This window comes from Paenibacillus sp. J53TS2 (assembly GCF_018403305.1).
In the GTDB taxonomy this organism is placed as follows: Bacteria; Bacillota; Bacilli; order Paenibacillales; family Paenibacillaceae; genus Fontibacillus; species Fontibacillus rhizolycopersici.
Genome location: NZ_BOSK01000008.1, coordinates 73,925 through 100,829, shown reverse-complemented (window position 1 = coordinate 100,829; position 26,905 = coordinate 73,925). Strand labels below are relative to the sequence as shown.

The 26,905-nt window shown below is 56.7% G+C and carries 24 protein-coding genes and 1 pseudogene; 21 read left to right on the top strand and 4 right to left on the bottom strand.

Annotated features, from left to right (window positions below; genetic code table 11):
- Positions 1-122: 122 nt before the first annotated feature.
- Entirely contained in the window at positions 123-2,108 is a 1,986-nt protein-coding gene (locus KJS42_RS17330) for an endonuclease MutS2 (protein WP_213623595.1), read from the top strand.
- Between the two features lie 458 nt (positions 2,109-2,566).
- Here KJS42_RS17330 and KJS42_RS17325 read toward each other — a convergent pair whose 3' ends face one another.
- Positions 2,567-3,046 carry a GAF domain-containing protein gene (locus KJS42_RS17325; RefSeq protein ID WP_155607259.1) on the bottom strand — a complete coding sequence of 160 codons (480 nt, stop codon included), beginning with the start codon at positions 3,044-3,046 and terminating at the stop codon, positions 2,567-2,569.
- Positions 3,047-3,266: 220 nt separating this feature from the next.
- On the opposite strand from KJS42_RS17325, the gene KJS42_RS17320 reads away from it, so the two are divergent.
- Positions 3,267-3,467, top strand: a complete 201-nt coding sequence (locus KJS42_RS17320) for an aspartyl-phosphate phosphatase Spo0E family protein (RefSeq protein WP_155607258.1) — start codon at positions 3,267-3,269, stop codon at positions 3,465-3,467.
- Here KJS42_RS17320 and KJS42_RS17315 read toward each other — a convergent pair.
- Entirely contained in the window at positions 3,449-4,402 is a 954-nt protein-coding gene (locus KJS42_RS17315; protein WP_213623594.1) for an alpha/beta hydrolase, read from the bottom strand. The two genes, KJS42_RS17320 and KJS42_RS17315, sit on opposite strands and share 19 nt — an antisense overlap.
- Before the next feature lie 228 nt (positions 4,403-4,630).
- On the opposite strand from KJS42_RS17315, the gene KJS42_RS17310 reads away from it, so the two are divergent.
- The 8 genes and pseudogenes from KJS42_RS17310 to KJS42_RS17280 all read left to right on the top strand — a co-directional run bounded on the left by KJS42_RS17310 (position 4,631) and on the right by KJS42_RS17280 (position 10,643).
- Positions 4,631-5,203, top strand: a complete 573-nt coding sequence (locus tag KJS42_RS17310) for a GNAT family N-acetyltransferase (RefSeq protein ID WP_193416622.1) — start codon at positions 4,631-4,633, stop codon at positions 5,201-5,203.
- Positions 5,204-5,205: 2 nt separating this feature from the next.
- Complete coding sequence (locus tag KJS42_RS17305; RefSeq protein ID WP_193416621.1) at positions 5,206-5,958, top strand: energy-coupling factor transporter transmembrane component T family protein; 753 nt, start codon at positions 5,206-5,208, stop codon at positions 5,956-5,958.
- A 162-nt stretch (positions 5,959-6,120) separates the two neighbouring features.
- Positions 6,121-6,726 carry an ECF transporter S component gene (locus tag KJS42_RS17300; RefSeq protein ID WP_155607254.1) on the top strand — a complete coding sequence of 202 codons (606 nt, stop codon included), beginning with the start codon at positions 6,121-6,123 and terminating at the stop codon, positions 6,724-6,726.
- 1 nt (position 6,727) lies between these two features.
- Positions 6,728-7,234: pseudogene (locus KJS42_RS23375) on the top strand (energy-coupling factor ABC transporter ATP-binding protein); the annotation flags it as partial.
- A 93-nt stretch (positions 7,235-7,327) separates the two neighbouring features.
- Positions 7,328-8,275, top strand: coding sequence for an ABC transporter ATP-binding protein (locus tag KJS42_RS23220; protein ID WP_244868541.1), 948 nt, complete (start codon positions 7,328-7,330; stop codon positions 8,273-8,275).
- A 145-nt stretch (positions 8,276-8,420) separates the two neighbouring features.
- The gene (locus KJS42_RS17290) at positions 8,421-9,947 is read left to right on the top strand and encodes an MDR family MFS transporter (RefSeq protein WP_213623592.1); all 1,527 of its coding nucleotides are present in this window, start codon (positions 8,421-8,423) and stop codon (positions 9,945-9,947) included.
- A 156-nt stretch (positions 9,948-10,103) separates the two neighbouring features.
- Complete coding sequence (locus KJS42_RS17285) at positions 10,104-10,445, top strand: hypothetical protein (protein ID WP_213623591.1); 342 nt, start codon at positions 10,104-10,106, stop codon at positions 10,443-10,445.
- A 24-nt stretch (positions 10,446-10,469) separates the two neighbouring features.
- On the top strand, positions 10,470-10,643 hold the full coding sequence (locus KJS42_RS17280; protein ID WP_167521246.1) for a hypothetical protein: 174 nt from the start codon (positions 10,470-10,472) through the stop codon (positions 10,641-10,643).
- A gap of 296 nt (positions 10,644-10,939) precedes the next feature.
- Here KJS42_RS17280 and KJS42_RS17275 read toward each other — a convergent pair whose 3' ends face one another.
- A complete protein-coding gene (locus KJS42_RS17275; protein WP_155607251.1) occupies positions 10,940-11,407 on the bottom strand; it encodes a MarR family winged helix-turn-helix transcriptional regulator in 468 nt (155 codons plus the stop codon).
- A gap of 266 nt (positions 11,408-11,673) precedes the next feature.
- On the opposite strand from KJS42_RS17275, the gene KJS42_RS17270 reads away from it, so the two are divergent.
- From KJS42_RS17270 to KJS42_RS17260, 3 genes are all read left to right on the top strand, one after another.
- The gene (locus KJS42_RS17270; RefSeq protein ID WP_193416618.1) at positions 11,674-12,993 is read left to right on the top strand and encodes an MFS transporter; all 1,320 of its coding nucleotides are present in this window, start codon (positions 11,674-11,676) and stop codon (positions 12,991-12,993) included.
- Between the two features lie 95 nt (positions 12,994-13,088).
- The gene (locus KJS42_RS17265; protein ID WP_280516415.1) at positions 13,089-13,799 is read left to right on the top strand and encodes an ABC transporter ATP-binding protein; all 711 of its coding nucleotides are present in this window, start codon (positions 13,089-13,091) and stop codon (positions 13,797-13,799) included.
- Positions 13,800-13,854: 55 nt separating this feature from the next.
- Positions 13,855-15,144, top strand: a complete 1,290-nt coding sequence (locus KJS42_RS17260; protein ID WP_213623590.1) for an ABC transporter permease — start codon at positions 13,855-13,857, stop codon at positions 15,142-15,144.
- A 160-nt stretch (positions 15,145-15,304) separates the two neighbouring features.
- On the opposite strand, the gene KJS42_RS17255 is transcribed toward KJS42_RS17260, so the two are convergent.
- A complete protein-coding gene (locus KJS42_RS17255; protein ID WP_244868535.1) occupies positions 15,305-15,982 on the bottom strand; it encodes a hypothetical protein in 678 nt (225 codons plus the stop codon).
- Positions 15,983-16,135: 153 nt separating this feature from the next.
- Between KJS42_RS17255 and iolD the strand changes: the two genes are divergently transcribed.
- The 8 genes from iolD to KJS42_RS17215 all read left to right on the top strand — a co-directional run bounded on the left by iolD (position 16,136) and on the right by KJS42_RS17215 (position 26,842).
- On the top strand, positions 16,136-17,998 hold the full coding sequence (iolD, locus tag KJS42_RS17250) for a 3D-(3,5/4)-trihydroxycyclohexane-1,2-dione acylhydrolase (decyclizing) (protein ID WP_213623588.1): 1,863 nt from the start codon (positions 16,136-16,138) through the stop codon (positions 17,996-17,998).
- A gap of 25 nt (positions 17,999-18,023) precedes the next feature.
- Entirely contained in the window at positions 18,024-18,941 is a 918-nt protein-coding gene (gene iolE / locus KJS42_RS17245; protein WP_213623587.1) for a myo-inosose-2 dehydratase, read from the top strand.
- Positions 18,938-19,954 (top strand): 5-dehydro-2-deoxygluconokinase, encoded by a 1,017-nt coding sequence (gene iolC / locus KJS42_RS17240; RefSeq protein ID WP_213623586.1) that lies wholly within the window; start codon positions 18,938-18,940, stop codon positions 19,952-19,954. The genes iolE and iolC overlap by 4 nt, the downstream gene beginning before the upstream one ends.
- A gap of 42 nt (positions 19,955-19,996) precedes the next feature.
- Positions 19,997-21,445, top strand: a complete 1,449-nt coding sequence (locus tag KJS42_RS17235) for a CoA-acylating methylmalonate-semialdehyde dehydrogenase (RefSeq protein WP_213623585.1) — start codon at positions 19,997-19,999, stop codon at positions 21,443-21,445.
- A gap of 27 nt (positions 21,446-21,472) precedes the next feature.
- Positions 21,473-22,522, top strand: a complete 1,050-nt coding sequence (iolG, locus tag KJS42_RS17230) for an inositol 2-dehydrogenase (RefSeq protein WP_213623584.1) — start codon at positions 21,473-21,475, stop codon at positions 22,520-22,522.
- Positions 22,523-22,526: 4 nt separating this feature from the next.
- The gene (iolB, locus tag KJS42_RS17225) at positions 22,527-23,363 is read left to right on the top strand and encodes a 5-deoxy-glucuronate isomerase (protein ID WP_213623583.1); all 837 of its coding nucleotides are present in this window, start codon (positions 22,527-22,529) and stop codon (positions 23,361-23,363) included.
- Between the two features lie 90 nt (positions 23,364-23,453).
- Positions 23,454-24,482 carry a LacI family DNA-binding transcriptional regulator gene (locus tag KJS42_RS17220; RefSeq protein WP_193416609.1) on the top strand — a complete coding sequence of 343 codons (1,029 nt, stop codon included), beginning with the start codon at positions 23,454-23,456 and terminating at the stop codon, positions 24,480-24,482.
- 389 nt (positions 24,483-24,871) lie between these two features.
- Positions 24,872-26,842: an ABC transporter substrate-binding protein gene (locus KJS42_RS17215; protein WP_213623582.1), complete on the top strand. Its 1,971-nt coding sequence runs from the start codon at positions 24,872-24,874 to the stop codon at positions 26,840-26,842.
- Positions 26,843-26,905 lie beyond the last annotated feature (63 nt).

The following is a 26,905-nucleotide window of genomic DNA, read 5'->3' as shown; positions in this document are numbered from 1 at the left end:
TTTTTTGATTTTCTGATCGGCATCAGCGGGAGAGGTCTAGGCAAAGGATGGCATACGTGCCGTCCTTTGCCTTTTTTGATATCAAAAAGAAGGAATGACAACCCATTGAAGGAGGTTCTACCTTGAATACATTTTCGAGTAGTACGTTGGAATATGAGAGCATTAAGCAGGAGTTGCTGGGATACGCGGTATCTTATGCTGGTCGGCATCGAATCGAGCAACTTACGCCGATGGTGGAAAAACGGGTGATCGAACGAGCGATCGCGGAAACCGCGGAAGCGCTCGCTTTATACGGGAAAGGGGCCAGTGTACCGCTGCCCTCTCTGGAAGGGATTGAGTGGGTCGTCTCTTTGCTAGGCACGGGTTATTTGTTCACCGAACAAGATCTGATGGCGGTGCAGACGTTCCTGCACAGCTGCGGGCAATTGAAGAAATATATGGCCTCTAAAGGCGAAATGGCCTGGCGAATTGGCATTTATGCGACCGACCTACAAGATTTACCCTCGCTGCAGCAGGAGATCCTTCGTTGTATCCGGTTCGGGGTGATCACAGATGAAGCGAGCCGGGAGCTGGAGAAGACGCGCAAGAAAATCGCGGTCGTCAAGGAGCGGATTCAGAAGCGCATTCAGTCCGTCATGGCTCGCCATGCTTCCATTTTGCAAGAGAACATTGTGAGCGTCCGCGGTGGCAGATATGTGATTCCGGTCAAAAAGGATTATTACAAGCAAGTCAACGGGCGTATGCTGGACCAGTCGACCAGCGGGCAGACGGTGTTCATCGAACCGCAGGAGGTTGCGGCGCTGCAGGGAGAGCTGGAGCTGCTTCAAGGAGAGGAAGCCCGGGAGGAGGCCAAAATCTTAGGTTACCTCGCCGGATTGGTCGAACGAGAAGCCGCTGTCCTTGTTCGGAACATCGAGATCACGGGGACGTACGACTTCATATTTGCAAAAGCGAAATATGCGGCAGCGATTAGCGGTGCCCCGGTACAGCTGAGCGAGAGCGGTGACACGGTGATTCGAGGGGCAAAGCATCCGAAGTTGCTGCAAACGATGGTTCCTCTGGATGTAGCGATTGGCGCCGATTACCGGACGCTGATCATCACCGGCCCTAACACCGGCGGGAAGACGGTTGTCCTAAAGACGGTGGGTCTGCTGTCCTTGATGGTGCAATCGGGCCTGCTGGTGCCGGTCTCGTCGGACAGCCGGTTTGCGGTATACCAAGGCATCCGCGCGGTCATCGGGGACGGACAGAACCTGGAGCAGTCGCTCAGCACTTTCTCTGCTCAGATCGGTGCCCTGGTGGAAATCTTACAGGAGGCAAGGCCGTCTACCTTGGTGCTGATCGACGAGTTGGCCGCAGGTACCGACCCGGGGGAAGGGATCGCGTTATCGATCGCGGTACTGGAGGAGTTCGCACGCAAAGGTTCTACAGTGATGGTTACGACGCATTTTAACGAACTTAAGACGTTTGCCTCTCGAGCGGAGGGCTTCGAGAACGCCCGTATGGAATTTGACGCTGAGACGCTGCGCCCGTTGTATCGCTTGACCATCGGGCAATCCGGCCGCAGCTATGCGATCGAAATTGCCCGTAAGCTAGGGATGTCCGGCGGAATCATCGAACGCTCGCAGCATATCGTCAGCCGACAGCAATTCACTGATGGCTCTGGAAGCGGGGGCATGCGGTGGGACGAAATCGTGCCGCCGAAGCGATCCTCAGCGCCAGCCGTGTCAATGCCCCGGGGTCGCCGAGAGACAGGCGGTGATGGGAAGGAGGCGGAAGGAGCCCCCGAAGAAGCTGCCGAAGCGGCGATCCAACCCTCCCGCAAGTTTGAGGTTGGCGACGCTGTCCTGGTGACGTCCATTGGAAAAATCGGCATCGTCGTTGAACCCCCGGATTCTCGAGGAATGGCATGGGTTCAGGTTCAGAAACAGAAAATCAAAATCAACCATAAACGGTTGAAGCCATATCTCAAGAGCGAGTCGCTATATCCGGAGGACTACGATCTTGATATCGTCTTTGATTCGAAGGAGAACCGGAAAAAGCGCAAACTGATGAGCAAACGGCATGTGGAGGGCATGGTTATCGTCACGAAGCCGGGAGAAGATTAATCTCTGGCGGTATTAAGCCGCGGCGCTTGGGATGGCAGGATAAAATAGCGCGAGCATAAAGGGCAGTCTAGCCCCTTATGCTCGCGCTTCTTTTTTATCGAACGTGGGTAAACCTGGGATAAGGAATGTATATGAAAAATCGCGTATAAATGGGGAGAGCTTGCTATCGAACGGAGGATTTGTATGAAAAATCGTATAAAACGGAGAGAGTAAGGCCCTGAAACCGGAAGTTTGTATGAAAAATCGAACAGAATAGGAGCAAACGAGGCGAAGGCAGCGGGATATGAATGAAATATCGCATAAAATTGATAGAATGGGAACCCAAAGCGGGAGAGCGAGGCGGGCACTAAGGTAACAGTCAAAAAAAGACCCCTGCGCGGAAAACGCGCAAAGGCCTATAGAGCTCGTGGAACGAGCAAATCCCGCAACATACTCCCCACGTTATGTGGGTCTGTCAACTACAACTGCTTGGCGAGCGTCGCCACAAATTGCTCCAGGAATGCCTGATCTTCGGCATCAAACCGCCCCTTCAGCGGACTGTCGATATCCAGTACCCCAATGAGTTGGTCTCCCACGACGATCGGTACGACAATCTCGCTATTGGACGCCGCGTCGCAGGCGATGTGTCCCGGAAAGGCGTAGACATCTTCGATCCGCAGCGTTTCTCGGCGTTCCGCACTGGTCCCGCACACGCCTTTGCCGAGCGGGATCCGAATACAGGCCGGTAGGCCTTGGAACGGCCCAAGTACTAACTCCTGGCCGTCGAACAAATAGAAGCCGACCCAGTTGATATCATCTAAGAAAAAGTTCAGCAGCGCCGCGGCGTTGGCTAAATTGGCTACTTGGCTGCTTTCCTCGTAAATGAGCGCTTGAAGCTGCGACAAGACGGCATTCTGCCGCTCTTCGCGGGAGCCGCTGTATTCGCTGGCATGAAACATACGTTATTCCCTCCTTGAAACTGCAGGCTGACCTAGGCCGTCGGCAGTAATAAAATCTATTATAAATAAGTTTTTTGTCGAGGGATAGCATTCCTGCGGAGGGGGGACTATTTTTTCTTACAAAGTCCGACACCGAGTGCTAATTTTTATCAAATTTGCAAAATATGTTTTTTGGCATCATGAGGTAAAATAGGGACAAGATTAATGAAAAGGTGATTTTATGGTACCTCAAACTCTCCGAGGCGTAAGCCGTACCAATAACAAAATCAGCAATGATCTGAAGGCGACCATTGAGCACCTGCGTCTGGAATTAATGAATGCCGCTACCCAAGACAACTTTAGCAGCGGCACGATTCTGGAATTAAGCCAACGCTTGGATCAGTATATCGTCATGGCTCAAAGTCAGATGCTTGGTAAATAAGCGGTGGATTGTTCATCCGCGCCTAGTGCCTTCTCGATGAAGGTCTGAACCTGATCGGTATACCGCTTCGGATTGATGCCGTAGGCATTGGCGTGGACCGCGCCCTCCACGAGCAGCAGTTCTTTGGGTTCGGGTTTTTGACTGTACATCTCTCGGCTCATATAGGTCGGTACGTAGTTGTCTTCCATGCCATGGATGAACAACACCGGTAACTTGCTGTTTTCGACGGCCTTAATTGGACTAACCTGATGCAGTCGGAAGCCGGCTTTGCGCTGCAGCAGCTTGTCAACCAGCGGCAAGAGCGGCTTGGCCGGCAGCCTGTTCAGCTTGGAGATTTGATGGCGCATGAGCTCCGTCAGGTCCGAGTATGGGCAGTCGGCGATGACGAATTTCACATTGGGATGGGCAATGGAGAGATACTCCAGAACCGTTCCGCCCCCTAAGGATTGGCCATGAAGGCCGATCACACTACTTTCCCCGTAATTCTCAAGGATCCAATGTACCCACGTTTGGACATCGTACTTCTCTTGATAACCATAGGTTGTGTAGCTTCCTTCACTGCCGCCATGCCGGCGTTGATCCACGAGCAGAATGTTAAAGCCCGCCTTTTGAAACATTTCGATATATTGCGTTGAGGCGAGCAACGAGACCGTATAACCGTGAACGATGATCATCCAGCGGTGGCTCTCGGGGAACAACTCCAGCACGTACCCGTTTAACTTCAATCCGTCGCGGGACATTACCTGTACCGCTTGTTTGGGTAACCGCTCGAATTGTTCGCGGGTATATACACCCGTTCGTTCTAAATATTCGTAAATACTCTCATTCGTTTGCAGCCGCATCTGGGTGATCTGGCGAACCGCAAAGCGCGGCACACCGCTCACAAATGCCAATACGGCAAGCAGCAAAACCAAGATAACGATCGTAAATACCATCTGCGTGGGTTCCTCCTTGCGAGCCTATCCGTAAAGCTCTCTATGTCTATAATAGTATCACCGAAAAGTTGGAAGGAAAATCGCCCCTCTGTAAAATTTGCCCTTCCCCTTTGACGAGTTTATTCCGATATGATTATCTATAAAAGGGTGTTGTAATGGAGAAAGAACAAATCCCTGAACATCACTCAAACATGCAGAAGCGGAAACGGCGAGGGGGAACTGGAAATCGTGTTTAGATGCGGCGGGGACATTCCCGTGCTGGAAAGCGAAAGGCTGCGGCTGCGGCGGATGGAGCGGAACGATGCAGGGGTTTTGTTTCATTATTGGAGTGATTCTGAGGTAATAAAGTACATGAATCTTCCGCCGTTCACCTCGGTAGAGGACACTTGGGAGATGATTAACCTACTTAACGGTTTATCCGAGAGCGAGGACACGCTTCGCTTCGGCATAGAGCTCAAGGAGGAGAAGAAGCTGATCGGCAGCTGCGGATTTAATGTCTGGGAGCTGGCCGGAGCCTATCGCGGCGAGATCGGCTACGACTTGGGCCGGGAGTACTGGGGGCATGGATATATGTCGGAAGCACTGCGGATGCTGCTCGCCTATGGGTATGAAACGATGGGATTAAACCGTATCGAGGCGCTGGTCGACCCGAGGAACAACGCTTCTCGCAGGCTGCTGAAGGCGTTCGGATTCCTGGAGGAAGGACTGCTTCGGCAGTATCAATGGACGGAGAGCGGCTTTGTTGATCTGCTGATGTATTCCTTGTTAAAGAAAGAGTATTACGCAGGAGGGGGGAGTTAACGATGGAGTATAGCAAAGAGTACGGTGGCCGATTCCTTCACCGTCTTGATCCGCTCAGCAAACTGGTCGCGTTAGCTTGCCTTGCTGCGCTCACCATGCATTGGGACGACCCGCGTCGGCAGATCGTCTTGTTGCTAACGTTGATCGTAGCGGCTAAGCTGGGGGCCGGGATGAGTTGGCACCGGTTATTGCGGCGGTTCGCATGGATCCTCGGCTTTGGCCTGCCGTTATTTGTTGTAACTGCACTAGCCGTACAGCTTCGAGAGGGCAGTACCGAGGGACCTCTGCTGATTTCGGGGGTTGCACTAAGCGACGCCGCAGCGGTGACCCTGCGGATGGTTAGCTTGTTTTTGTCCTCGCTGGCTTATATCGAGTCCACCGATCCCAAGGATTTCGTCGTGATCATGACAACCCGTTTGAAGTTGCCGTACCGGTTTGTGTTTGGAATTTCGATGGCGCTGACGTTTCTGCCATTGTTGGCGGAGGAAGGCAGGCAGGCTGCGGCCGCCCGCAAACTCCGGATGGGCCGGCAACCGCGAGGGATCCAGGAGCGACTGGAACAGCGTCGGGGTCAGTTAGTGACCGTATTCACCGGGGCGATAAGGCGCGTGGAACAAACCGCCGGGGCGATGGATGCCAAGGGGTTTGGCGCGTATCGGGAGCGGACGTTTTTACGGGAGGTGCCGTTTAAAGCCATTGGCATAGGGACGATCATGATAAGTTTGATTTTGACGGCGGGTCTGTGGATGCTGTGAGATAATTTAACCCTTGCAGGCCCGAAGGATCTCGCTTTCTCGCGCTTTAGCGACACAGGGAGATTAACGCAGAGGGGCAACGGTTCAAAAAAAAGGACTTGACGCCGATTGATTGTTAACCTAAATTATGTTTTATGGTTAACAATCGAAAGCGATGAGAGGATGGTTCATGTGAAGGGAGCAAGTTCGGGCAAGGCGTTTCAGCGCTTTACCACACTAGATATCGTGTTGATGGCCATGCTGGCCGCGGCGAATGCCGTGATGACAGTTTTTCTGTCGCCGCTGAATCAAGCGTTGAACGGGTTGGGGGGACCGATCCTCACCTCGACGATCACCGGTTTGTATATGATCTACGGATTGCTGGCGTATTATATTATCCGCAAACCGGGGACGGCCTTGATTACCTACGGTATCGGGGCGGTTGTCCAAGCTTTTATGGGAACGGCGTACGGCATTTTGTCCTGCTTCGTGGCCGCTGCCTGTTATTTGGTGATCGTGGAGGGAGCCTTTGCCCTTGTGCGATATAAAAAATGGAGTTGGCCGATGCTGATGGTGACGGGAGGCGCGATGGTGCCGGTGTGGTTCTTCTTCGCCGCCCAAATGTTCGGTTATACGAAATGGGGAATGGATATCCTGCTGATCGCATTGGTCGTCCGGGTACTGAGCGGGATGGTCTTATGCGGCTTGCTGGTCAAGCTGCTTGGTGACGCCTTGGCGGGCAGCGGACTTCTTCGCCGCTTCGCGGCAGGCCGCCGGATGGAAGCGTAAGATGTCGCGCCCCGCACTGGAACTGCACAATGTCAGCTACGCGTTCGAGCCGGACGGGGTTCCGGCGGTGCAAGGCGTGACGCTCACCGTGGAACGCGGGGAGTGGGTGGCGCTCGTCGGCGCGAGCGGCAGCGGCAAATCGGCCCTGGCGCAGCTGATCAGCGGTTATCTCCCCCGAACCGGGGGAGGGAACCGCACGGGCCGAGTGCTCGTGGACGGCGTCGATCCCGCGGAAGCGGAGATCGGCGAGGTGGCCCGGCGTATTGGGGTCGTGTTCCAGGACCCCGACGCGCAGCTCGTGCAGGGCCGGGTCGAAGACGAAGTCGCCTTCGGCCCGGAGAACCTGCGCGTCCCCGCCGCCGAGTTGGAACGGCGGGTAACGGATGCGCTGGCGGCGGTGGCGATGACGCCCCGTCGCCTTACGCCCGTGCATGCGCTGTCCGGCGGCGGGCGGCAGCGCACGGCAATTGCGGCGGTGCTGGCGCTGGAGCCGCCGTTGCTCGTGCTCGACGAGGCGGCGGCCAGCCTCGACGCCGCCTCGCGCCGGCGGCTGCTGGCGCTGCTGCGCCGCCTGCACGGCGAAGGCCGGACCATCGTGACGATGTCCGGCCGGATGGACGAGCTCGCGCTGGCTGCGCCGCGGCTCGTCGTGCTGGACGCCGGAACCGTCACGTTGGACGGTCCGGCGGAGCCCCTCCGCCGCGGCGCGAGCGCGCGGCTGGAAGAGCTGGGCCTGCTGCCGGCCGAACCATCGGCGGCGGCAGCAGGCCCTGGCTCCAGCGGCGGCGGCCCTGAGGGGCCCGCCACCCTCGCCGCCGCCGCCGGGCCGGCATCGGCGGCGACTCACGCGCCCCTGCTCGAGGCGCGAGGGCTCAGCTACGCTTTCGCCCGCGGGGCCGAGCCGGTGCTGCGGGATGTCCGCCTGACGCTGTACCCTGGCGACTGGCGGCTGCTGTGCGGGGACAACGGTTCCGGCAAAACCACGTTGTCCCGCTTGCTGATGGGCCTTCTGCCCCCACCTAAAGGTACGGTGTTTTGGCAGGGCCGGGACACTGCCCGCCGGACGCTTTACGATAGGGCGTCCGAGATCGGCTACGTGTTTCAGCAGCCGGAGCAGCAATTCGTCGCCTCAACCGTGTGGGACGAGCTGCTCTATAGCCCGCGCGCCGAACTGCGGCTGAGACCGCAGGATCCTGTGCCAAAGGAGCTGCGACAGCGGGCCGAACGCATGTTGGAAGCGATTGGTTTAGCCGGTAAAACCGGCGAATCCCCGTATTGGTTAAGCGGCGGGGAGAAGCGCCTGCTGAGTGCGGCCTCGGTTATGATCTGTCCGAAGCGGCTGTACATTCTTGATGAGCCAACGGCGGGCATCGATTATGGCGGCGTCCGCTTGCTCACGAATTTATGCCGCGAGGCGCTGGGGGAGGGGGCCGCGCTGATCATGATCACCCATGAACCGGAGTTGTTTGAAGGCGAACCCGTCAAACGCTGGCGAATGGCGGAAGGGCAGCTTAGAGACGAGGAGCTGAGCTGGAGCAAACGAAGCTGAGCTAGCCACACGATAACGATTCGGACGACAATCCAGGAACAGGACCCGGGTTTGCCGTCCGTCTTTCTTTTTTTCGGGCATTCTACTATAATGAATGGTTATGAAATCATTGTACGGATGGTAGAGAAAGGAAGTATCGTTCAACATGAAAGCACCCAAACTGAAACGTAACTATATCTTGACCGGTTTGCTATTATCCACGTTTTTAGCTGCGATTGAAGGCACCGTCATTGGCCCGGCGGGCCCCCGTATCGTCGGCGACCTCGGCGGAGCCCGGCTGCTCGGTTGGGTATTTACCGCCTATCTGCTGACGATGTCCGTCACAACGCCGATTTTCGGCAAAATCAGTGACCTGTACGGCCGTAAGCCGGTGTTTGTCATCAGCTCGCTGCTGTTCTTGGCCGGCTCCATATTATCCGGTACGGCCCAAAGCATGGGGCAACTGATCGGGTTCCGCGCCCTACAAGGGATCGGGGCCGGCGGTCTCGTTCCGGTCACGTTTACGATCATCGGCGACATTTACTCCATCGAGGAACGCTCCAAAATCCAGGGCTGGATCAGCTCCGTTTGGGGCATTTCCTCCCTGATTGGTCCGCTTCTGGGGGGATATGTCGTGGATTCGCTGAATTGGCGCTGGGCCTTCTACTTTAATGTGCCGTTTGGCTTGCTGTCGCTTTACTTCATCATCGTTTATCTGCATGAGCGGATCGAGAAACGCAAGGTTAAGGTGGACTATCTGGGGGCGGCAACCTTTACGATAGGTGTATCCGCCGTACTAATCGGACTGGCGACGGGCGGGCAGCAGTTGGCCTGGACTTCGCCGTGGCTGATCGGGATCTTTGCTGTGGCGGCTTGTTTTCTGGTGTTGTTCTTCGTTGCGGAACAACGGGCGGTGGAACCGCTCGTGCCGTTGAAGTTGTTCCGGATTGGCGACATCGCTTTCTCGAATTTAACCAGCCTTTTAGCCAGCGCACTGCTGATCGGCTTAACGTCATACCTCCCCCTTTGGATTCAAGGGGTGCATGGCCAAAACGCGACGATTTCCGGGCTGGCGCTGGCCCCGATGTCCATCGGCTGGATGCTGGGCTCCGTCTTGGGCAGCCGTTGGCTGATTTCCCGGGGCTCTCGCTACACTTCGCTGATCGGCATGATTATCATTGCCTTGGGTGCGGCGGGATTGGCCATGATCACCGAAGGAATGCCGATTTGGCCGTTATTAATCTTTAACGCATTGTACGGAATCGGGTTTGGTTTCTCGTTCACCGTATTTACCATCATCGCCCAGTCCTCTGTTGGATACAGCCTCCGCGGCGCCTCCACGGCGCTGAATTCGTTCGTCAAATCGATCGGGCAGACAATTGGTGTCGCCGCCTTCGGCACCTTAATTAATCTGCGGATCGCGGCCCAGACGAAAAATGGTACAGCAGCGGGCGTCCCGATTTCACAGGACGATATCGACCAACTGCTGTCTCCCGAAAAAGTCCATTTACTAGCCCCCGAACTTTGGGGAGAGCTGAAGCAGGTTCTAGCGCAAAGCTTGCATACGTTGTTTATCGTGATGGCAGTCATCGCGATTGCCGGCATCCTGTGCGCTTTCGGGCTGCGTAACCGGGCCCCGGGGCAAGAGGACGACGAGTCCACGGCAAGCAAGCCCGCCGTGGACAGAGCTTAGCTTAGCGCTTGTCCCATTCGCCTGAACTTCCCGGCGCAGCCTTCGCCTTCCCCAAGCTGCCGATTCCTGTTGAAACAGGGCGGCAGCTTGTTTTTCGTATCCCGGTATAAAAAAGCCCGCCTCTTCGCACCTTAACGGGAAAGGGGAGGTGTAACTATGAACAAAGAAATGAATATTGACCAGCACACGCTGGTGGATGCCTGGCAGAAGCAGTTGCCGGAATATCTGAATCCGGGAGACTCTGCGCAGGTGCAGGCTGATGGGGCCAACCCCCAGGGGCTGCGAATTCATATCAATGCGGCGGGACATCAGTTTTTTTCCTTTGATTTTCAATGCTCTTATATGGACCCGCGCGAGATTCGCGTTGAGCTGGTCGATGTGGAGCGGGACGGGCAGACCATAGCGGAGGACAGCGTGCAGATCCAGGAATTGACCGGGGATTACGTCCGTCATATCCATGAATGCGCGCAAGCATTGTCGCCAATGACGAACCCTTAAGGAGAGAAAGCGAGGACAAACGCGATGGCACGAAGCAAATCGGGTATCGACAAAAATTTGACTAACGTGGTTGAGGATTTGGACCGGACCCCGGTGAATGCGCATCAGGCCCAGCAGATGCAGCAAAAGGTGAATGACCGTCGGCACCGGGACATCAACAATCGCGATCACAACAAGGATATGGATCCAAGCCATTAGTTTAGGGAGTTAGGCTTCCGTCCTTAACGTGATTTTTTAACCTTATTGAGGCGGGGGTGGCGATTCAAGCTTCAAATAAAGTGATGGTTTCACCTTATTTGGGCATAGGTCGGCGAATTCACACTCTTTTTTACCTGGATAACGTGAAAAAATCACCTTATTTTGCCTGGATCTAGGGAGATCGGCGAAATAAGGTGATTACATCACTCTATTCTATTGAAATTGCTCCCGGATCTTCACAAAAAGGCTGTTGCCAAGTTCATCGTTACGATGACCTCGGCTACAGCCTTTTTGTCTTATTTGCGCAACAGGGGAGCGAGCTTCTCGGCTTCGCGGCCCATTTTCTTCAGCAGTTCGATCATAATTTGCTTCTCTTCGTCGTTCAACCCGCTAAGCGCATGGTCGATGCGATCGGAAAATTCCGGATACAGCTGATCCATCAACTCTTTGCCTTTCGGCGTCAACTCGGCATAAATCACGCGCCGGTCACGCGGACAGGGCGTCCGGTGAAGCAAGCCTGCTGCCTCAAGCTTGTCGATCACGTAAGTCACGTTGCCGCTTTGGAGTAGCAGCTTGGCCCCAATTTGCTGAATCGGCTGTGAGCCTTTGTAATAAAGAACCTCCAGGACGGCGAAAGCCGTCGGGTTAAACCCCTGGATTTTGCTCCCCGTGACCGCGTGTTCGTTGACGCTCTTAAATGATTTGGCAAAAACCCGGTACAAATGCAGCGACAAGTCCGTTCCGCGTTCTTCGGTTGTCATCATGTGCATCCCGCCCTTACTTTATATTTGTGAATCTTTTTACATGGTCGAATTATTGTAATCTTAAAACACTTCAGAATTAAAAAAAATATAATTTATCACAATTTGCGCTTTTTTTAATGGAAATAAATGTTTATCGTTGCGCCTTGCGACCTCTGTAAATTTCAGCCTGCGGCACAGGGGACGAATCCGTCCCCAGACGGATGGATTGCCCCTTCGGATTCATTAAGATAACTTCATAATCGTTTGGAGTAGGGGATGAGGGAAGAATGATGGGATTCGGGAATAAGACGAAAAGCCGTGAAAAGTCCGGACTGTTGCAAAATCGCGCCTATTTAGCGCTGATGTCGGCGCAACTGGTATCCAATATCGGCGATTGGCTGTATTTACTCGCGTTACTGACGATGGTTGGCCTGAAGTGGCAAGCCACGCCTTGGGAAATTACGATGGTTTCTCTTTTTATGGTGCTGCCTGTTCTCGTGGGAGGGCCGTTGGCCGGGATGCTTGCGGACCGAATCGAACGCAAGAAGCTGATGGTCTTCTCGGATCTCGTGCGGTTTGTGGTCCTGCTGGGCTTCGTATTCGTGACGGCAATCTGGCAGGTGTACGTCCTGTTGATTGCCAAAGGGATTCTGGACGTGATCTTCTCCCCGGCGAAGAACGGCAAAATCAAGGAAATCGTGCCGCATGAGCAGCTGGATCAGGCCGTTTCCTACAGCGCAATCATCGAGCAGGGCACCAAGATTATCGGGCCAGCCCTAGGCGGCATGCTGACCGCGGCCTTTAGCGTCACGGTGTGCTTTGTTGTCGATGCGGGAACCTTTCTCGTTTCGGCGCTGTTGTTAAGCAAGGTTCCGGGTAAACTGCGGGAGGCTGCGGAGCAGTTGAAGTCGATGGAGGGAGAAGCGGGGGAACCGGTTTCCGCCAAAAACAAGCAAAGTTTTTGGACGGAAATGGCGGCCGGCGCCAAAATTATCGGAGGGATTCCATTGCTCGCCTTCGGAACCCTGATCCTGTGTGCCACCTTGCTCGTCCTGCAAATCGCCGACTCGCAAGCGGTTGTCCTGTTTCGGGAGATTCCGGGGGTGTCCGATGACCTGCTTGGCTGGTGCATTACGTTTAGCGGGGTAGGAACCCTGACGGCAGCCTGGTTTACGCAGCGGCTTCGCATCGCCCCTTTGTTCAAAATGGGTTTCGGCGGGGCTATGCTAGGGTTGGTGTTTGCGGCAGCAGGTTTCATCGTAAGCCGCTTGTCCCATACCGACGGGGTGACCGCACTGATGCTGACGTTGTTTGCATTTGCCGGACTGGGTGCCGGCATGACCTTTATTCCGTTTCAGGTCATGTTGCAACAGCGGACCCCCGAGGCTGTGACTGGCCGGGTGTTTGGAACGGTATCCAGCTTAACTTCCACCGCAACGTTGATCGGACCGCTGTTTGGAGGTTCGCTGGTCACCGCCTTTGGGCCGGAGCCGGCCTTCATTTTGTCGGGATGCCTGATGGCCGCCATTGGTTTCCTGTTGCTGACGATTGCCCCGGCGATCATGAAGCGGGACCGCGTGGCAGTCGAACCGGCCATCGGGGCGTAACGTCGGCAGGTTTGCCCGGTCGCGCCGCGGACATGTACAAGAGCGCATGATGAACTATAATGGAAGAAATGACTCATAGATTCGAGGAGATTCTTTTGGAACAAGCTCAAGCATGGTTGGAAGTGAACATTGATCAAGCGGGGTATGAGGCTGGGAATGCCGCCATCAAAAATATCTCGCTCGCTGTCAAGCCCGGTGTGCTCACCGGGCTCATTGGGCCAAACGGGGCGGGGAAGAGTACGACGCTGAAGGCAATCCTTGGCTTGCTTCCGTTTGCAGACGCCACGGTGGAATTTCACGGCAAGGCGAATCATTATGCCTATATTCCGGAGCAACCGGTTTTTTATGATACGCTGACGTTATGGGAGCATTTGGGGCTGGCCGCCGCCGTATACGGAATGGACGAGCCCGAATTCGTGCGGGAGGCTGGGGCGCTTCTGGAGAAGTTCCGCATGACCGAATCGCGGGACCTGCTGCCGGGTGGTTTCTCGAAGGGGATGCGGCAGAAAATGATGCTGATGATCGGGTTCCTCGGCCGTCCCGATGTATATATCGTCGATGAGCCGTTCATCGGACTAGACCCGCGGGCGACCAAGGATTTTCTCGGCTTATTAGAGGAGGAGCGGCGCCGCGGCGCCGGTGTGCTGATGTCCACGCACGTGTTGGACACGGCAGAACGAATTTGCGACGAGTTGATCCTCATTTCGGAGGGCCGGGTCAGGGCGAGTGGTTCACTGGACGACATTCGGACGGCGGCGAACATGCCGAGCGCTTCCTTATTCGATTGTTTCGACGCCTTAACTTGAGGTCGATGTCGGTATATGGCAGAGAGCGGAGAGAGGGGCTGGAGTATTGAAGAGCATGACACGGATGACGGCTCGGCGTTTATTCGCCCGGCGCTGGCGCGAACGGTTCCGGGAGAAGTTGGGCGTTCTAAAGTTTACGTTTGATTGGATCATTCTTTTATATCTCGGCATTCCCGGCTTGCTGCTGGGCGGCCGGGCGTATTATGGGTTGTGGCGGGAAGGCCTGCCGGCTTGGCTGGCTCACTTGCCCTATCCGTTTATCCCGATCTTGCTGCTGCTGTTTCTGTATAGCAGCGGAGGGATTTCCTTCTATATCGAAGCGGCCGACGTGCTGTTCCTACGGCAGCGCCCGCGGTGGATCACGGGATTAATGCTGCGCGGGTTGGCTGCCTCCGCCGCCGTTCAGGCCATCATGCTGGCAACCGTCATCGCCGTGCTTAGCCCGCTGTTGGTTCGCGTTTACGGAATGGGTTGGGCGGACATTGCCGGGTTATATGCGGTAGCGTATGCCGCAAAAATCGTGCAGATGCTGATTCAGCAACTGCTTGGCGTATTAACTACAGGCTGGCGCCATCTCCTGCTGCGTTCGCTGGCGTATTCGGCGCTGGCGGCGGGGTTCGGGGCCTGGGCCGCTTGGGCTGCTGTGGCGGGCGCCGGGCGGCCGGCCGGATTGGCGGCCGGAGTTGCCCTGCCGGTGCTTGCGCTGCTTGCCGGCGCGCTCGGATGGCTCCGCTTCCGCCTGCGGGGCCGCTTTGACGCCGAAGTGCGCGAGGAGGAGCGGCAGCGCACAAGGCTGACCGCGCTGCTCCTTGCTTCGGCCGTCGAGCGGCCGAAAGCGCCCCGGCCCGGCGGCTCCAAACCTTGGCTGTTCCGCCGCCTGCGCCGCTTGACGCGCTCGCGGAAGCCGGAGGCCCGCATCGCCGAGGCGCTTGTCAAAGCTTTCTTTCGCGGGAGCGAATGGAAGCTGTACGCCCAGATGACGCTGGCCGGGCTGGCTGCCGTCGTGCTGCCGCCGTATCCCGCCGTGAATCTAATCGTTTATGCCGCAATGCTTCTACTGCTGATGTATTGGCTGGGCGGCCACCGGAGGGCCTTCTTTGATCGTGAGCTCATGTCGATCCTCCCGTTGGAGGAATCGCTTGCCTATCGCAGCGCGGCCCCGGCAATGACGCTGCTGCTGCTTCCGGCAGTCGTCGTACTGACAGCGGCGCTTGGCGCCAAGCTGTTTCCGCCGCTTTGGGGCCTACCGACAGGCGCGGTCTGTGGCGTGCTGATGGCTCGGTGGTTAGGCGGCTTGTCTCGCGGATTTGGGCAGACTTTCGGACGCCGTCCGCGGTCCGGTTAAACGGGAAGAGACAGGCGACGATAAATTTTTTTGTTCTATTTGGGTGAATCGAAACATAGAATAGTTTGTTAAGCGCTTCACTAAATAAATCGAATTTCTTGCCCAAGTCAACCAACCCCGGTATCGTGAATCGACGCCGGGGTTGATTCGGTTTGTCGGCTCACTCTCCCGCGAGCGACACCAGCAATGCGTTCAGCCGGATCGGAATCTCCCGGCGAAGCTGCTCCCAAGACACGAACAACGACGGGTCCCACTCGTGCAGCGCATATTCGAACGAGGGTTGGAAGCGGTACTGCTGCAGGCATCGCCTGGCAAGCAGATCCGAGTCCGGACGCGTTCGGAGCTCACCGCGGAACATGGCCGGCTCCAGCAAGCCGTCCTTGCCCGCGTCCTCCATGCAGCACGAAGACGCTGTCGGCATGAGTCGAAAGAACTCGGCAATCGGCGACATGGCATGCTTGCCCGGCTGGGAGAACAGCTGGACACGTCCGTCGGAGGACAAATTGCTGCGGTCCCGCAACAGCCCAATCAGTCGATGCCCGTGGGAGCTGCATTCACAGTGGACGATGTCCCCGTCCGGTCCAACGAAGATCCAGACATGCTCCAGCTCATACAGATGTTGAATGTCATAGTCCCAATAGATCGCGTACTCGATCGCCATCACCGTTTGTGAGCCGTCGACTTCCACGACCCGGTCGAAGGAAGGGGACGGGGCGGTCGCCTCGAAGACGGTGACCCCAACGCGATCCGGCTTGAACGGTTCCAATACATCGAAATAAAGGTCGGGTGCATAACGCAGGGCCGCTTCCCAATGTGCGGCTTCCAGGGAATGACTCAAATTTATCATCCTCCCAAATAAAAAATGATTGCGTTTACTTAAAAATTGTAGTAAAAAGTGAATTAAGCGCTTTACATAATTACTATAGGGCAAATTTTAAACAATTGAAAGCGTTATATTTTTAAGCGATTAATGAATGGGTGGGAGGACGAAATGCAGACGATCCGGCTTACAATGGCACAAGCGTTGCTGAGGTTTCTGGACAGTCAATACGTTTCCGTCGATGGTGTTGAGATGAAGTTCGTTGCCGGTGTTATGGGTATATTCGGCCATGGCAATGTAACCGGCATCGGCGAGGCGCTGGAGCGCAGCCCCGGAAGACTCGCGTTCGTACAAGGCAAGAACGAACAAGGTATGGCTCACGCGGCGATCGCGTTTGCGAAACAATCGCGCCGCCGGCGCATCTACGCGTGCACGACGTCGATTGGTCCTGGCGCGCTGAACATGGTGACCGCAGCCGGGACGGCGACGGTCAACCGCATTCCGCTGCTGCTGCTGCCCGGCGACAACTTCGCTTCCCGGCAGCCCGACCCCGTGCTGCAGCAATTGGAGGCGGGACATGATTACACGATCGCGGCGACGGATTGCTTCAAGCCGGTCAGCAAGTATTGGGATCGCATCGTTCGTCCCGAGCAGTTGATGACTGCGGCGCTGAACGCGATGCGTGTGCTAACGGACCCGGCGGACACGGGGACGGTAACCCTTGCGCTTCCGCAGGACGTGCAGGCGGAAGCTTATGATTACCCGGCGGCGTTTTTTGACAAGAGGGTGCATGTGATCGAACGCCAATGTCCGTCTACTAATGCTCTCCGCCGGGCGGCGGAAGTCATCGCATCCAAGTGCCGGCCGATCATCGTCGCGGGCGGCGGCGTGCGTTATTCCGGGGCAGAGGCGGAGCTGTCGGCCTTCGCGGAGCGCTTTGGCATTCCGGTGGCGGTGACCCAGGCGGGCAAAGGCGTCTTGCCCTGGAATCACCCGCTTAACGTCGGCGGTGTGGGGGTAACCGGCGGACTGGCCGCGAATCGGCTCGCGCATCAGGCCGATCTTGTTATTGGGGTCGGTACGAGGTATTCCGACTTCACGACCGCGTCCAAGTCGGCGTACCGAGAAGACGCGTTATATGTGAATGTGAACGTCAGTCGGTTGGACGGCGCCAAGCTGGACGGTATCCCGCTAGCAGGAGACGCGAAGGCGACGTTGCCGGCGCTCGCGGAATTATTGGTGGAGACGGGGTACACTCCGGCTTACGGCGAAACGGAGCTTGAAGTGCTCAAGTCTGAATGGGATCGTGAGGTCGACCGTCTGTTTGAACTGGAGCATGAGGCCGGGTTCGCACAGACGCGCGCACTCGGGGTGATCAACGAGACGATTGGCGACGGCGCGGTCATTGTATGCGCGTCGGGCAGTCTGCCCGGTGACTTGCAGCGGCTGTGGCGGGTGTCCCAATCGGACGCCTACCATCTGGAATATGGCTTCTCCTGTATGGGTTATGAAGTGAGCGGCGCCTTCGGGGTCTCGCTTGCGGAGCCGCTGCGGGACGTCTATGCCCTGGTCGGGGACGGTAGCTATTTGATGCTTCATTCCGAGCTGCTTACCAGCTTGCAGGAGGGGCGGAAAATCACAGTGCTGCTGTTTGATAACCACGGCTTCCAGTGCATTCACAACTTACAAAGCGAACATGGAAGCGACGGATTCGGTAACGAATTCCGTTATCGGGAGGACGGCACGGGCCGCTACACGGGCGCACCGCTTCCGATCGATTATGCGGCGCATGCCCGCAGTCTCGGAGCTGCTTCTTATAAAGCGTCGAACGCGGAAGAGCTTCGTGAGGCGCTCCACCTGGCACAGGCGGAGACGCGAACGACACTGATTGAGGTCGCGGTGTTGCCCGGCACGAATACGGGGGGCTACGAGTCCTGGTGGAACGTCGGTGTTCCCGCCGTCTCGACGGGCGAGCGGGTCGTTAAGGCTAGCGAAGCAATGAGCGAACGCATTCAACAGGCGAGAGCTTATTAACGGAGACGCAACGGGAGGGATCGCGATGGCAGGCTTTTCTTTTCGCTTGGGCGTACATCCAATTAATTGGGTTGGAGAAGACGTCAAGGAGCATGGAAACGACACCACGTACGAGCAAATCTTGGATGATATACAGGCGCTTGGCTTGACGGGGACGGAGATGGGGAGAAAGTATCCGACCGAGACCGGCGTGCTGAAGCAAGAATTATCCGGACGCGGAATCCGGCTTGTCTCGCAATGGAAGTCGGTGCTGTTCTCCGATCCGGCCTACCGCGAGCAGGAATTGGAGGCGTACCGGGAGCACGCAAAGTTTCTAAAGGAAATGGGTGCCAAAGTCATCAGCACTTGCGAAGTGGGCGGCTCCCTGCACTTCGATCCGCGTCGCACTCCGAATGAGCGGATCATCATTCCGCTGGACGATGCGGGATGGGAGAGCTTGGCCGAAGGGCTTAACACGGCCGGCCAAATTGCACGCGACTACGGGCTGAAGCTGACGTACCACCACCACGGCGGCACTGTCGTCGAACGGCCCGAAGAGATCGACAAGCTGATGGAGCTGACCGATCCGGAATCCGTGTGGCTGCTGTTCGATACCGGTCACGCGTTGTACGGTGGGGCTGACCCTCTGACACTGCTCCGCAAGCATTACGACCGTGTTGCCTACGTTCATCTGAAGGACGTGCGCGCCGACAGGCTGCGCCAGGCGAAGGAAGCGGGCTCCGACTTCGTCACCTGTATTCGTGAGGGGGTATTCACCGTCCCGGGCGATGGCTGCATTGACTTTCGGCCGATCCTCGCCGAACTGGTCGGCCGCGGCTACAACGGCTGGGCCATGCTCGAGGGTGAGCAGGATCCGGCGGAACATCCGCCGCGTGAATACGCTGCCCGGGCGCTTGCCTATCTGCATTCGCTGAATCCGGTTCAAGGAGGGGATCTGGCATGACAACGTTGGTTTCGCTGTTCCCGGAGAATCGGAGGTTCGACCTCACTGCGCTCGGGCGGCTGTGTATTGACATGAACGCAAAAGAAATCAATCGCCCGATGGAGCAGACGATGACGTTCACCAAGTATGTCGGGGGCTCGCCTGCGAATATTGCGATCGGCATGAGCCGGCTTGGTCGGCGCGTCGCATTCATTGGCAAGTTGGCCGATGATCAGATGGGCCGGTTCATTCGTTCGTACCTGCGGGATAACGGGATCGATGACAGCGCTGTCTCGACAGACCGCACCGGCGCGGTAACCGGGCTTGCGTTCACCGAAATCAAGAGTCCTACCGATTGCAGCATCCTGATGTACCGGGATAACGTAGCCGATTTGAAGCTTAGTCCGACAGAGGTTGACGAGTTGCTGATCTCGGACAGCAGAGTGCTGCTGATCTCGGGTACGGCGCTTGCCGCAACTCCGTCGCGGGAGGCGGTGTTCGTTGCGCTGGAGTATGCCCACGCTCACGGGACTCCGGTAGCCTTCGATATCGACTATCGGCCTTATACTTGGCGTTCGCCGGAGGAGACGGCGGTGTACGGCCATCTTGTCGCCGAGAAAAGCGACATCCTTATCGGCACCCGTGAGGAATTCGACAGCCTGGAGCGATTTGAACGTGATTCAGACCGCAGTGACCGGTACACCGCAGCCAAGTGGTTCGAGCGCGGTGCGAAGCTCGTCGTCATCAAGCATGGCAAGGAGGGCTCCATCGCCTATACGAAGGATGGTCTGGAGCATCGCGCTCCGTCGTATCCAGCGAACGTCATTAAGACGTTTGGGGCGGGCGATGCTTATGCTTCCAGCTTCATCCATGGCCTGATGTCCGGCTGGGACGTTGCTCGGAGCATGTCTTTTGGCGGGGCGGCGGCGAGTATGGTCATCTCGAGTCACAGCTGTTCGGACGCGATGCCAACCGCCGCGGCGGTTGAGGATTACATCCGGCGCTGCGAGCGCGGGGAAATTACAGCCGGTTGACGCGAAGTGCGCCGGCCTATAGAAACGGGGAGAACATGGGCTATGAACTCAACGCTTAAGAACTGGATCGGCGGACATTGGGTCGCGTCCGCATCCAGCCAGACGGAGGATGTCTACAACCCGGCAACGGGAGAAACGCTGGCGAAGGTACCGTTATCCACGCCGGCGGATGTTGATGTGGCGGTTACCGCCGCGGCGGAGGCTTACGCGGCCTGGAGCCAGACGCCCGTCCCGCGACGCGCGCGGGTGCTGTTCAGGTATCAGCAGCTGCTCGTAGAGCATTGGGATGAATTGGCCCGACTCATTACGCTGGAGAACGGCAAAAGCTTCGGTGAAGCCCATGGTGAGGTGCTGCGCGGCATCGAGTGCGTGGAATTCGCCGCAGGCGCGCCTACGCTCATGATGGGGAAACAGCTGCCGGACATCGCTTCCAACCTTGAATCCGGCATGTACCGCTATCCGCTGGGGGTCGTTGGCGGCATTACGCCATTTAATTTCCCGATGATGGTGCCTTGCTGGATGTTCCCGCTAGCCGTCGCGTGCGGCAATACCTTCGTGCTCAAGCCGTCCGAGCGGACGCCGCTGCTGGCGAACCGACTGGCTGAGCTGTTTCATGAGGCCGGCTTACCGTCAGGCGTGCTGAACGTCGTACACGGCGCGCATGATGTCGTGAACGGTTTGCTGCGGCATCCCGGCGTCAAGGCGATCTCGTTCGTCGGATCGCAGCCGGTCGCCGAATACGTGTACACGACCGGCGCGGCAAATGGCAAACGCGTTCAGGCATTGGCCGGGGCCAAGAACCATTCGATCGTCATGCCGGACGCGGATCTGGACCTTGCGGTCAAGGAAATCGTGAGCGCGGCGTTCGGCTCGGCGGGTGAGCGCTGCATGGCTTGTGCCGTTGTCATCGCCGTTGGCAAGATCGCGGATGACCTCGTCGCCAGGCTGTCCGCCGCCGCAGATAAGATAACGATCGGCAACGGTCTCGACGAAGGCGTGTTCCTTGGCCCGGTCATCCGGCAGACGCACAAGGAACGGACGATCCGCTATATCGAAAGCGGCGTCGCCGAAGGAGCAGTGCTCGTCAGAGACGGTCGCGGCGTTGATGCGGCCAGCGAAGATGGCTACTTCCTCGGCCCAACGATCTTCGATCGGGTGAACGGCGAGATGGCGATCGGCCGGGAGGAGATATTCGCGCCGGTCTTGTCGGTTATGCGGGCCGAGACGCTCCAGGAAGCGGTCGAGATCGCCAATCGCTCGGAGTTCGCAAACGGCGCTTGCTTGTTCACGAGTAGCGGCGCCAGCGTTCGTAAGTTCCGGGAGACGATCGACGCCGGAATGCTTGGAATCAATTTGGGCGTTCCTGCTCCGATGGCATTTTTCCCGTTCTCCGGTTACAAGAATTCATTCTACGGCGACCTGCATGCGAACGGCACAGACGGGGTCGAATTTTATACGCGCAAAAAAATGGTGACCGCTCGCTGGTCGTGACCAGGCTGAAGCAGGGGGAGAGACTACATGGACAAAATAAGGATTGGCGTCATCGGTGTCGGGAGAATCGGCAAAATCCACGTCGATAATCTGAGAAAGCTGCAGCGAGCGGAGGTCGTCGCAATCAGCGATTTGTACGCGAATGCCGAATTGGTGGAATGGGCGCAGGAGAGGGATATTCCGATCGTAACGGCCGACAGCAACGCGATTATTCATCATCCCGATATCGATGCGATCTTTATCTGCTCGTCCACAGACAGCCATGTTCCGCTCATCGAGAGCGCCGCGAGAAGCGGCAAGCATATCTTTTGCGAGAAGCCGATCAGCATGGATATCCGGCAGACGGAGGAAGCGCTGGAGGAAGTGCGCCGCGCCGGCGTGAAGCTGCAGGTTGGCTTCAATCGTCGCTTTGACCACAATTTCCGCCGAGTTCGGGAGCATGTCGAGTCGGGAGCGATCGGCGATGTACACCTCATTAAAATTACGTCCCGCGACCCGAGTCCGCCTCCGGAATCCTATATCGCGGTATCCGGCGGTATCTTCATGGATATGATGATCCATGACTTTGATATGGCGCGTTATTTGTCCGGCAGCGAGGTAGAGGAAGTGTTCGCATACGGCGGCGTGCTCGTCGACCCTGTATTTGCGAAATACGAGGATGTCGATACGGCCGTCGTGACGCTGCGCTTCGCAAATGGTGCGCTTGGCGTCATCGATTGCAGTCGTCAAGCGGCGTACGGCTACGACCAGCGCGTGGAAGCGTTCGGCAACCTTGGAGCGGCCAGCGCTGACAACGATCACGCCAATACGGTGGCACTCAGCACGTCGGAAGGCGTGCATGGCGACAAGCCGTTGCACTTCTTCCTGGAGCGTTATAACGAGGCCTACGTGCTGGAGACGCAGCAATTTGTAGACAGTGTGCTAAGTGGCAATTCGGTTCCGGTTAACGGGGAGGACGGCTGGCAAGCGGAGCGGATCGCTCGGGCGGCGAAGCTGTCGCTCCGGGAGCGCCGAATTGTCAAGCTGTCGGAGCTGGACATCGCCGGATCCATCCATGCCGGATGCGAAGGGAGATGAGGGAATGTCGAACTTGATCGTTCGTCCCGACACGGGAGTGTCGGGGGAACACCCCTTGTTATCGGTTACGCCAGTGTCTGCCGGTTGGAGTTATGTCGGGTTTGACGTACATCGGCTGAATCCTGGGGAGAGAATCGAAAGGGATACGGAGGAACGCGAGTACTGCCTCGTCATATTGGAAGGGAAGGTAAATGTATCTACCGCGGAGTCCACGTGGGAGGCGATCGGCGAGCGAATGAGCGTATTCGAACGCATTCCTCCGCATGCAGTTTACGTGCCGGGCGGCAATCGGTACCAAGTCGAGGCTTTGACCGAAACGGAGCTGGCGATCTGCCATGCGCCGGATCGGAACGGCGGCCATCCGGCGCGCTGGATTGGGCCGGAGGATATCCGCGTCGAAGTCAGGGGAGAAGGCGCGACGAGACGTGATATTCACCATATTTTGCCCGAACAGCAATCCGCGGACAGCCTGCTTGTCGTCGAGGTGTTTACACCTCCGGGACATTGGTCCAGCTATCCCCCGCACAAGCACGACCAAGACGCCCTGCCGGATGAATCGCTTCTGGAGGAGACGTATTATTACCGGGTGAATCCGCCGCAAGGGTTTGCCGTTCAACGCGTATACACGGACGACGGCTCGCTCGACTCGACGCTTGCGGTGAAGAACGGCGAGACGGTGCTCGTGCCAAAGGGGTATCATCCGGTATCTGCGCCTCCGGGGTATGAGGTCTACTATCTTAACGTCATGGCCGGCCCTGTTCGCGTTTGGAGGATTCACAACGATCCGGACCACGCATGGACGCTTGATCCGCTGCGCACGCGTGAGGACAGACAAGAATGAACATTTGCAAAGGGAAAGAAATCATCGGATAATAGCACAATAGAGCGGCAACGCTCGTACGAATTCATCCGATTATGAACGAGGTTGGGTATGAAAGCGACAACGATTTACGACGTAGCCAAAGAAGCGGGAGTGTCCATTGCGACCGTCTCCAACGTCATTAACGGCAAAGGCAACGTAGGCAAGAAGAAGCGAGAAGAAATATTTAAGGTGATGAACCGTCTCCAATACAAGCCAAGCGTCATCGCTTCCGCCTTGATGGGGAAGAAGACGTATACGCTGGGGCTTCTGATTCCCGATGTGTCGAATCCGTTCTTCTCCGAAATTGCCCGGGCCGTGGAGGACATGGCCCATGAGGAAGGATACAGCGTGATCGTGTGCAGCACGGATAATAATGATGAACGCATCGAGAAGTATATCAAGCTACTGGAGCAGAAAAGCGTCGACGGCGTTCTGATTGGCACCGGTGTGGAAAACGCGAACATCATCGCTCAACTGTCCGAGAATTCCGTTCCGATCGTCATGATCGCCCGGGAGACGCCGGACATCGCCGTGCATAGCGTGCTGACGGATGACTTCAAAGGCGGCTCGTTGGCTGCCGGACATCTGCTGCAGCTGGGGCACGAAAACATAGCGATCTTGTCCGAGAACGCCAAATTTAGCAGCAGTAAAGAGCGTGTGAGAGGGTTTCGGTTTGCCTTGTTCGAGGCGGGCAAAACGCTGGACGATGAACGGATCGTCGCCTGCCGTTCCACGATCAAGGACGGCAAACGAGCGGCAGAGTTATTGCTTGGCGGGCCGAATCCGCCAACGGCGATCTTCTGCTGCAATGACATGCTGGCGATCGGGGCGTTGCAGGCGGCCAGGGAATGCGGCGTTCGCGTTCCTGAGAAGTTGTCGATCATCGGCTTTGACAACACGATTTTATCAACCGTCACGAACCCGTCGCTGACAACGATCGCCCAGCCGACGGATGAAATGGCTAAGCTTGCCTTCGGCTTGCTCCTCTCTTCGCCGGACGGGGTGACAGACGCCATCAGACAACGGATCGTGATGCAACCCAAGCTCGTCGTCCGGGAATCCACAGGTCCATCACTGCACGAAGCCGCCGGCCGTTAAGGCCGGCCTAGGGCATCGTGCCCAACCTACATCGTCGCAATCTCCACACACCAACGCATTTCGTTCTATCCATCGTAATTCCCACACACCATCTAGTCGAACCCATCATAATCTCCGCATGAAATGCATCTTGCCAGACATCATTGCCTTTTCCAAACACCGACGCAGTGCGCATCACTTCATTTAGAATCGAATGAATTTTGCTTAAACCATAATGTAAAGCGCTTACATTAAACGAGGTGAGCAAAGATCCCAATCCAACGGCCCGGATAAGGACCTATTTGAAGCTACTCCTAACAGCTGGGGAGGTGAGGCCGGAGCGCGCGAAGTGTTAAAGTGACAGCAAGAAGGAGCAGGACAGGACGTTAAATCATTAATGGAGGGGTTATATGAAAAAGTCCGGAATGTTGTGGGCACTTCTTTTAACGATAGCTGTCATATTCGCGGGATGCGATGGGAATAACGCGGCGGCGCCCGACACTGCGAAGTCTAACGATTCCCAGAAGGCCGAAGAATCGAAGCCCGTGGCTAGCGGTGTCAGTGCGAACAGTAAGGAAGCTCCCGCGCTCGCTAAACTCGTGGAGGAGGGGAAGCTGCCAAAGCTGGAAGCGCGGATGCCGGCAGCAGGGGACGTTATGGTCGAGCAGGTCGCCCAGGAAATCGGCCAATACGGCGGAGACTGGACGATGGCTTGGACGGGACCCGGCGACAAATGGGCCGTCGGACAGCCGACGGAGGAAGCCTTGTTCCGCTTCAACGCGGACGGTACTGGGGTTGAGCCAAACGTTGCCAAGAGCTACGAGGTGAATGAGGACTCCACGGTGTTCACGATCCATCTGCGTAAAGGCATGAAATGGTCGGACGGCGTGCCGTTTACGGCCGACGACGTGTTGTTTTATTGGGAGCACATGCTGACCAAGGAAACGTTCGGCAAGAAGATCTATGACGCCTACTATTCGGTTGATCCGATAACGGGTGAGAAAGCGCTGGCCGAAGTGAAGAAGGTTGACGACTATACGTTCACCGTTACGCACAAGTATCCGAGCGTGCAATTCCTCGAGCGGGTCGCGATTGATAATAAGTGGTTCTTCGCGCCGGCGCACTTCCACAAGACAATTCTTCCAGAGTTCGTCGGCGAGGCGAAAACAGCTGAAATTGCCAAGGAATGGGGGTATGAGGATACGAAAGCGTTTCTCGTTGATACCGGTTACTACTACTGGCTGCACCCACAAATTCCAACGCTGCGCGCCTGGGTTGCAAGCACAGATCCGAATAGCGACCAGTTCGTGATGCAGCGCAATCCGTACTACTGGAAAACCGACTCCGAAGGCCATCAACTGCCTTACTTGGATCGCATTGTCGTGACGAAAGTTCAAGATCCGAGCCAAATTCTGCTCGGTACGCTGGCTGGCAACTATAATTTGGCGACTTACGGCGCGAAAGACTTTACGATTCTGAAGGAAAACGAGAAGAAGGGGGACTTCCGCGTCCTGCCGTGGACGCAGCCAAGCTGGACGAGTGCGGGTATCCAGCTGAACCAGACCACGAAAGATCCGAAGCTGCGCCAGCTGTTCCAGGATATCCGCTTCCGCGAGGCGCTCTCGATCGGGGTTGATCGCAACGAGATAACCGAAATCGTGACCAACGGCATCGCCGACCCGGTTCAGGCTTCTGTTCCGGAAGGCGTGTTCGGCTACCAGGAGGGATGGGCACAGAAGTGGGCCGAGTTCGACCCGGACCGCGCGAACCAGTTGCTGGATGAAATCGGCTTGAAACGCGGCAAGGATGGCTTCCGCACGTTCCCGGACGGATCGGATCTTACCTTGACTGATATTGAATCGAGTACGAACGCAGACTCCTTCTTGGAGCTGTTGAAGAAGTATTTCGAAGATATGGGATTGAAGTTTAACGTCAAGGTCGTCGAGTCCGGCGCGTTTACGGATATGAAGTACGCGAATGAAGTCCCCATTAACACCGAAGCGATTTCCGTGGCGAACGTTGCATTCCGTCCGGATACGCTCGTACCGCTGCGCGTTATCACGCCATGGTTCGGACATTACGGTTTGTATACGGAGTCGGGCGGCAAAGAGGGCGTGAAGCCGGAAGGCGATGTCGCCAAAATCCTTGAGCTCTGGTCACAACTGAAAGCCAGCAACTCCAAGGATGAGATCAACCGCATAGCCGGCGAGATCTATAAAGTTCATATGGATAATCAATGGGTGATCGGCTACGCCGGTCCGACGCCGACGCTGGTTGTGGCCAGCAATAAGATGCGGAATGTTCCCGAGAAGGCCGTGTGGGCGGACGAATTCCGTTCCTTAGGTCACGGGCATCCGGCGCAGTTTTATCTGAAGCAGTAACTCGGTAACACAGGGAGGCGGCGGCGGGGAATCCAAGTTTCACGTTGCCGCGTCTCCATGCCG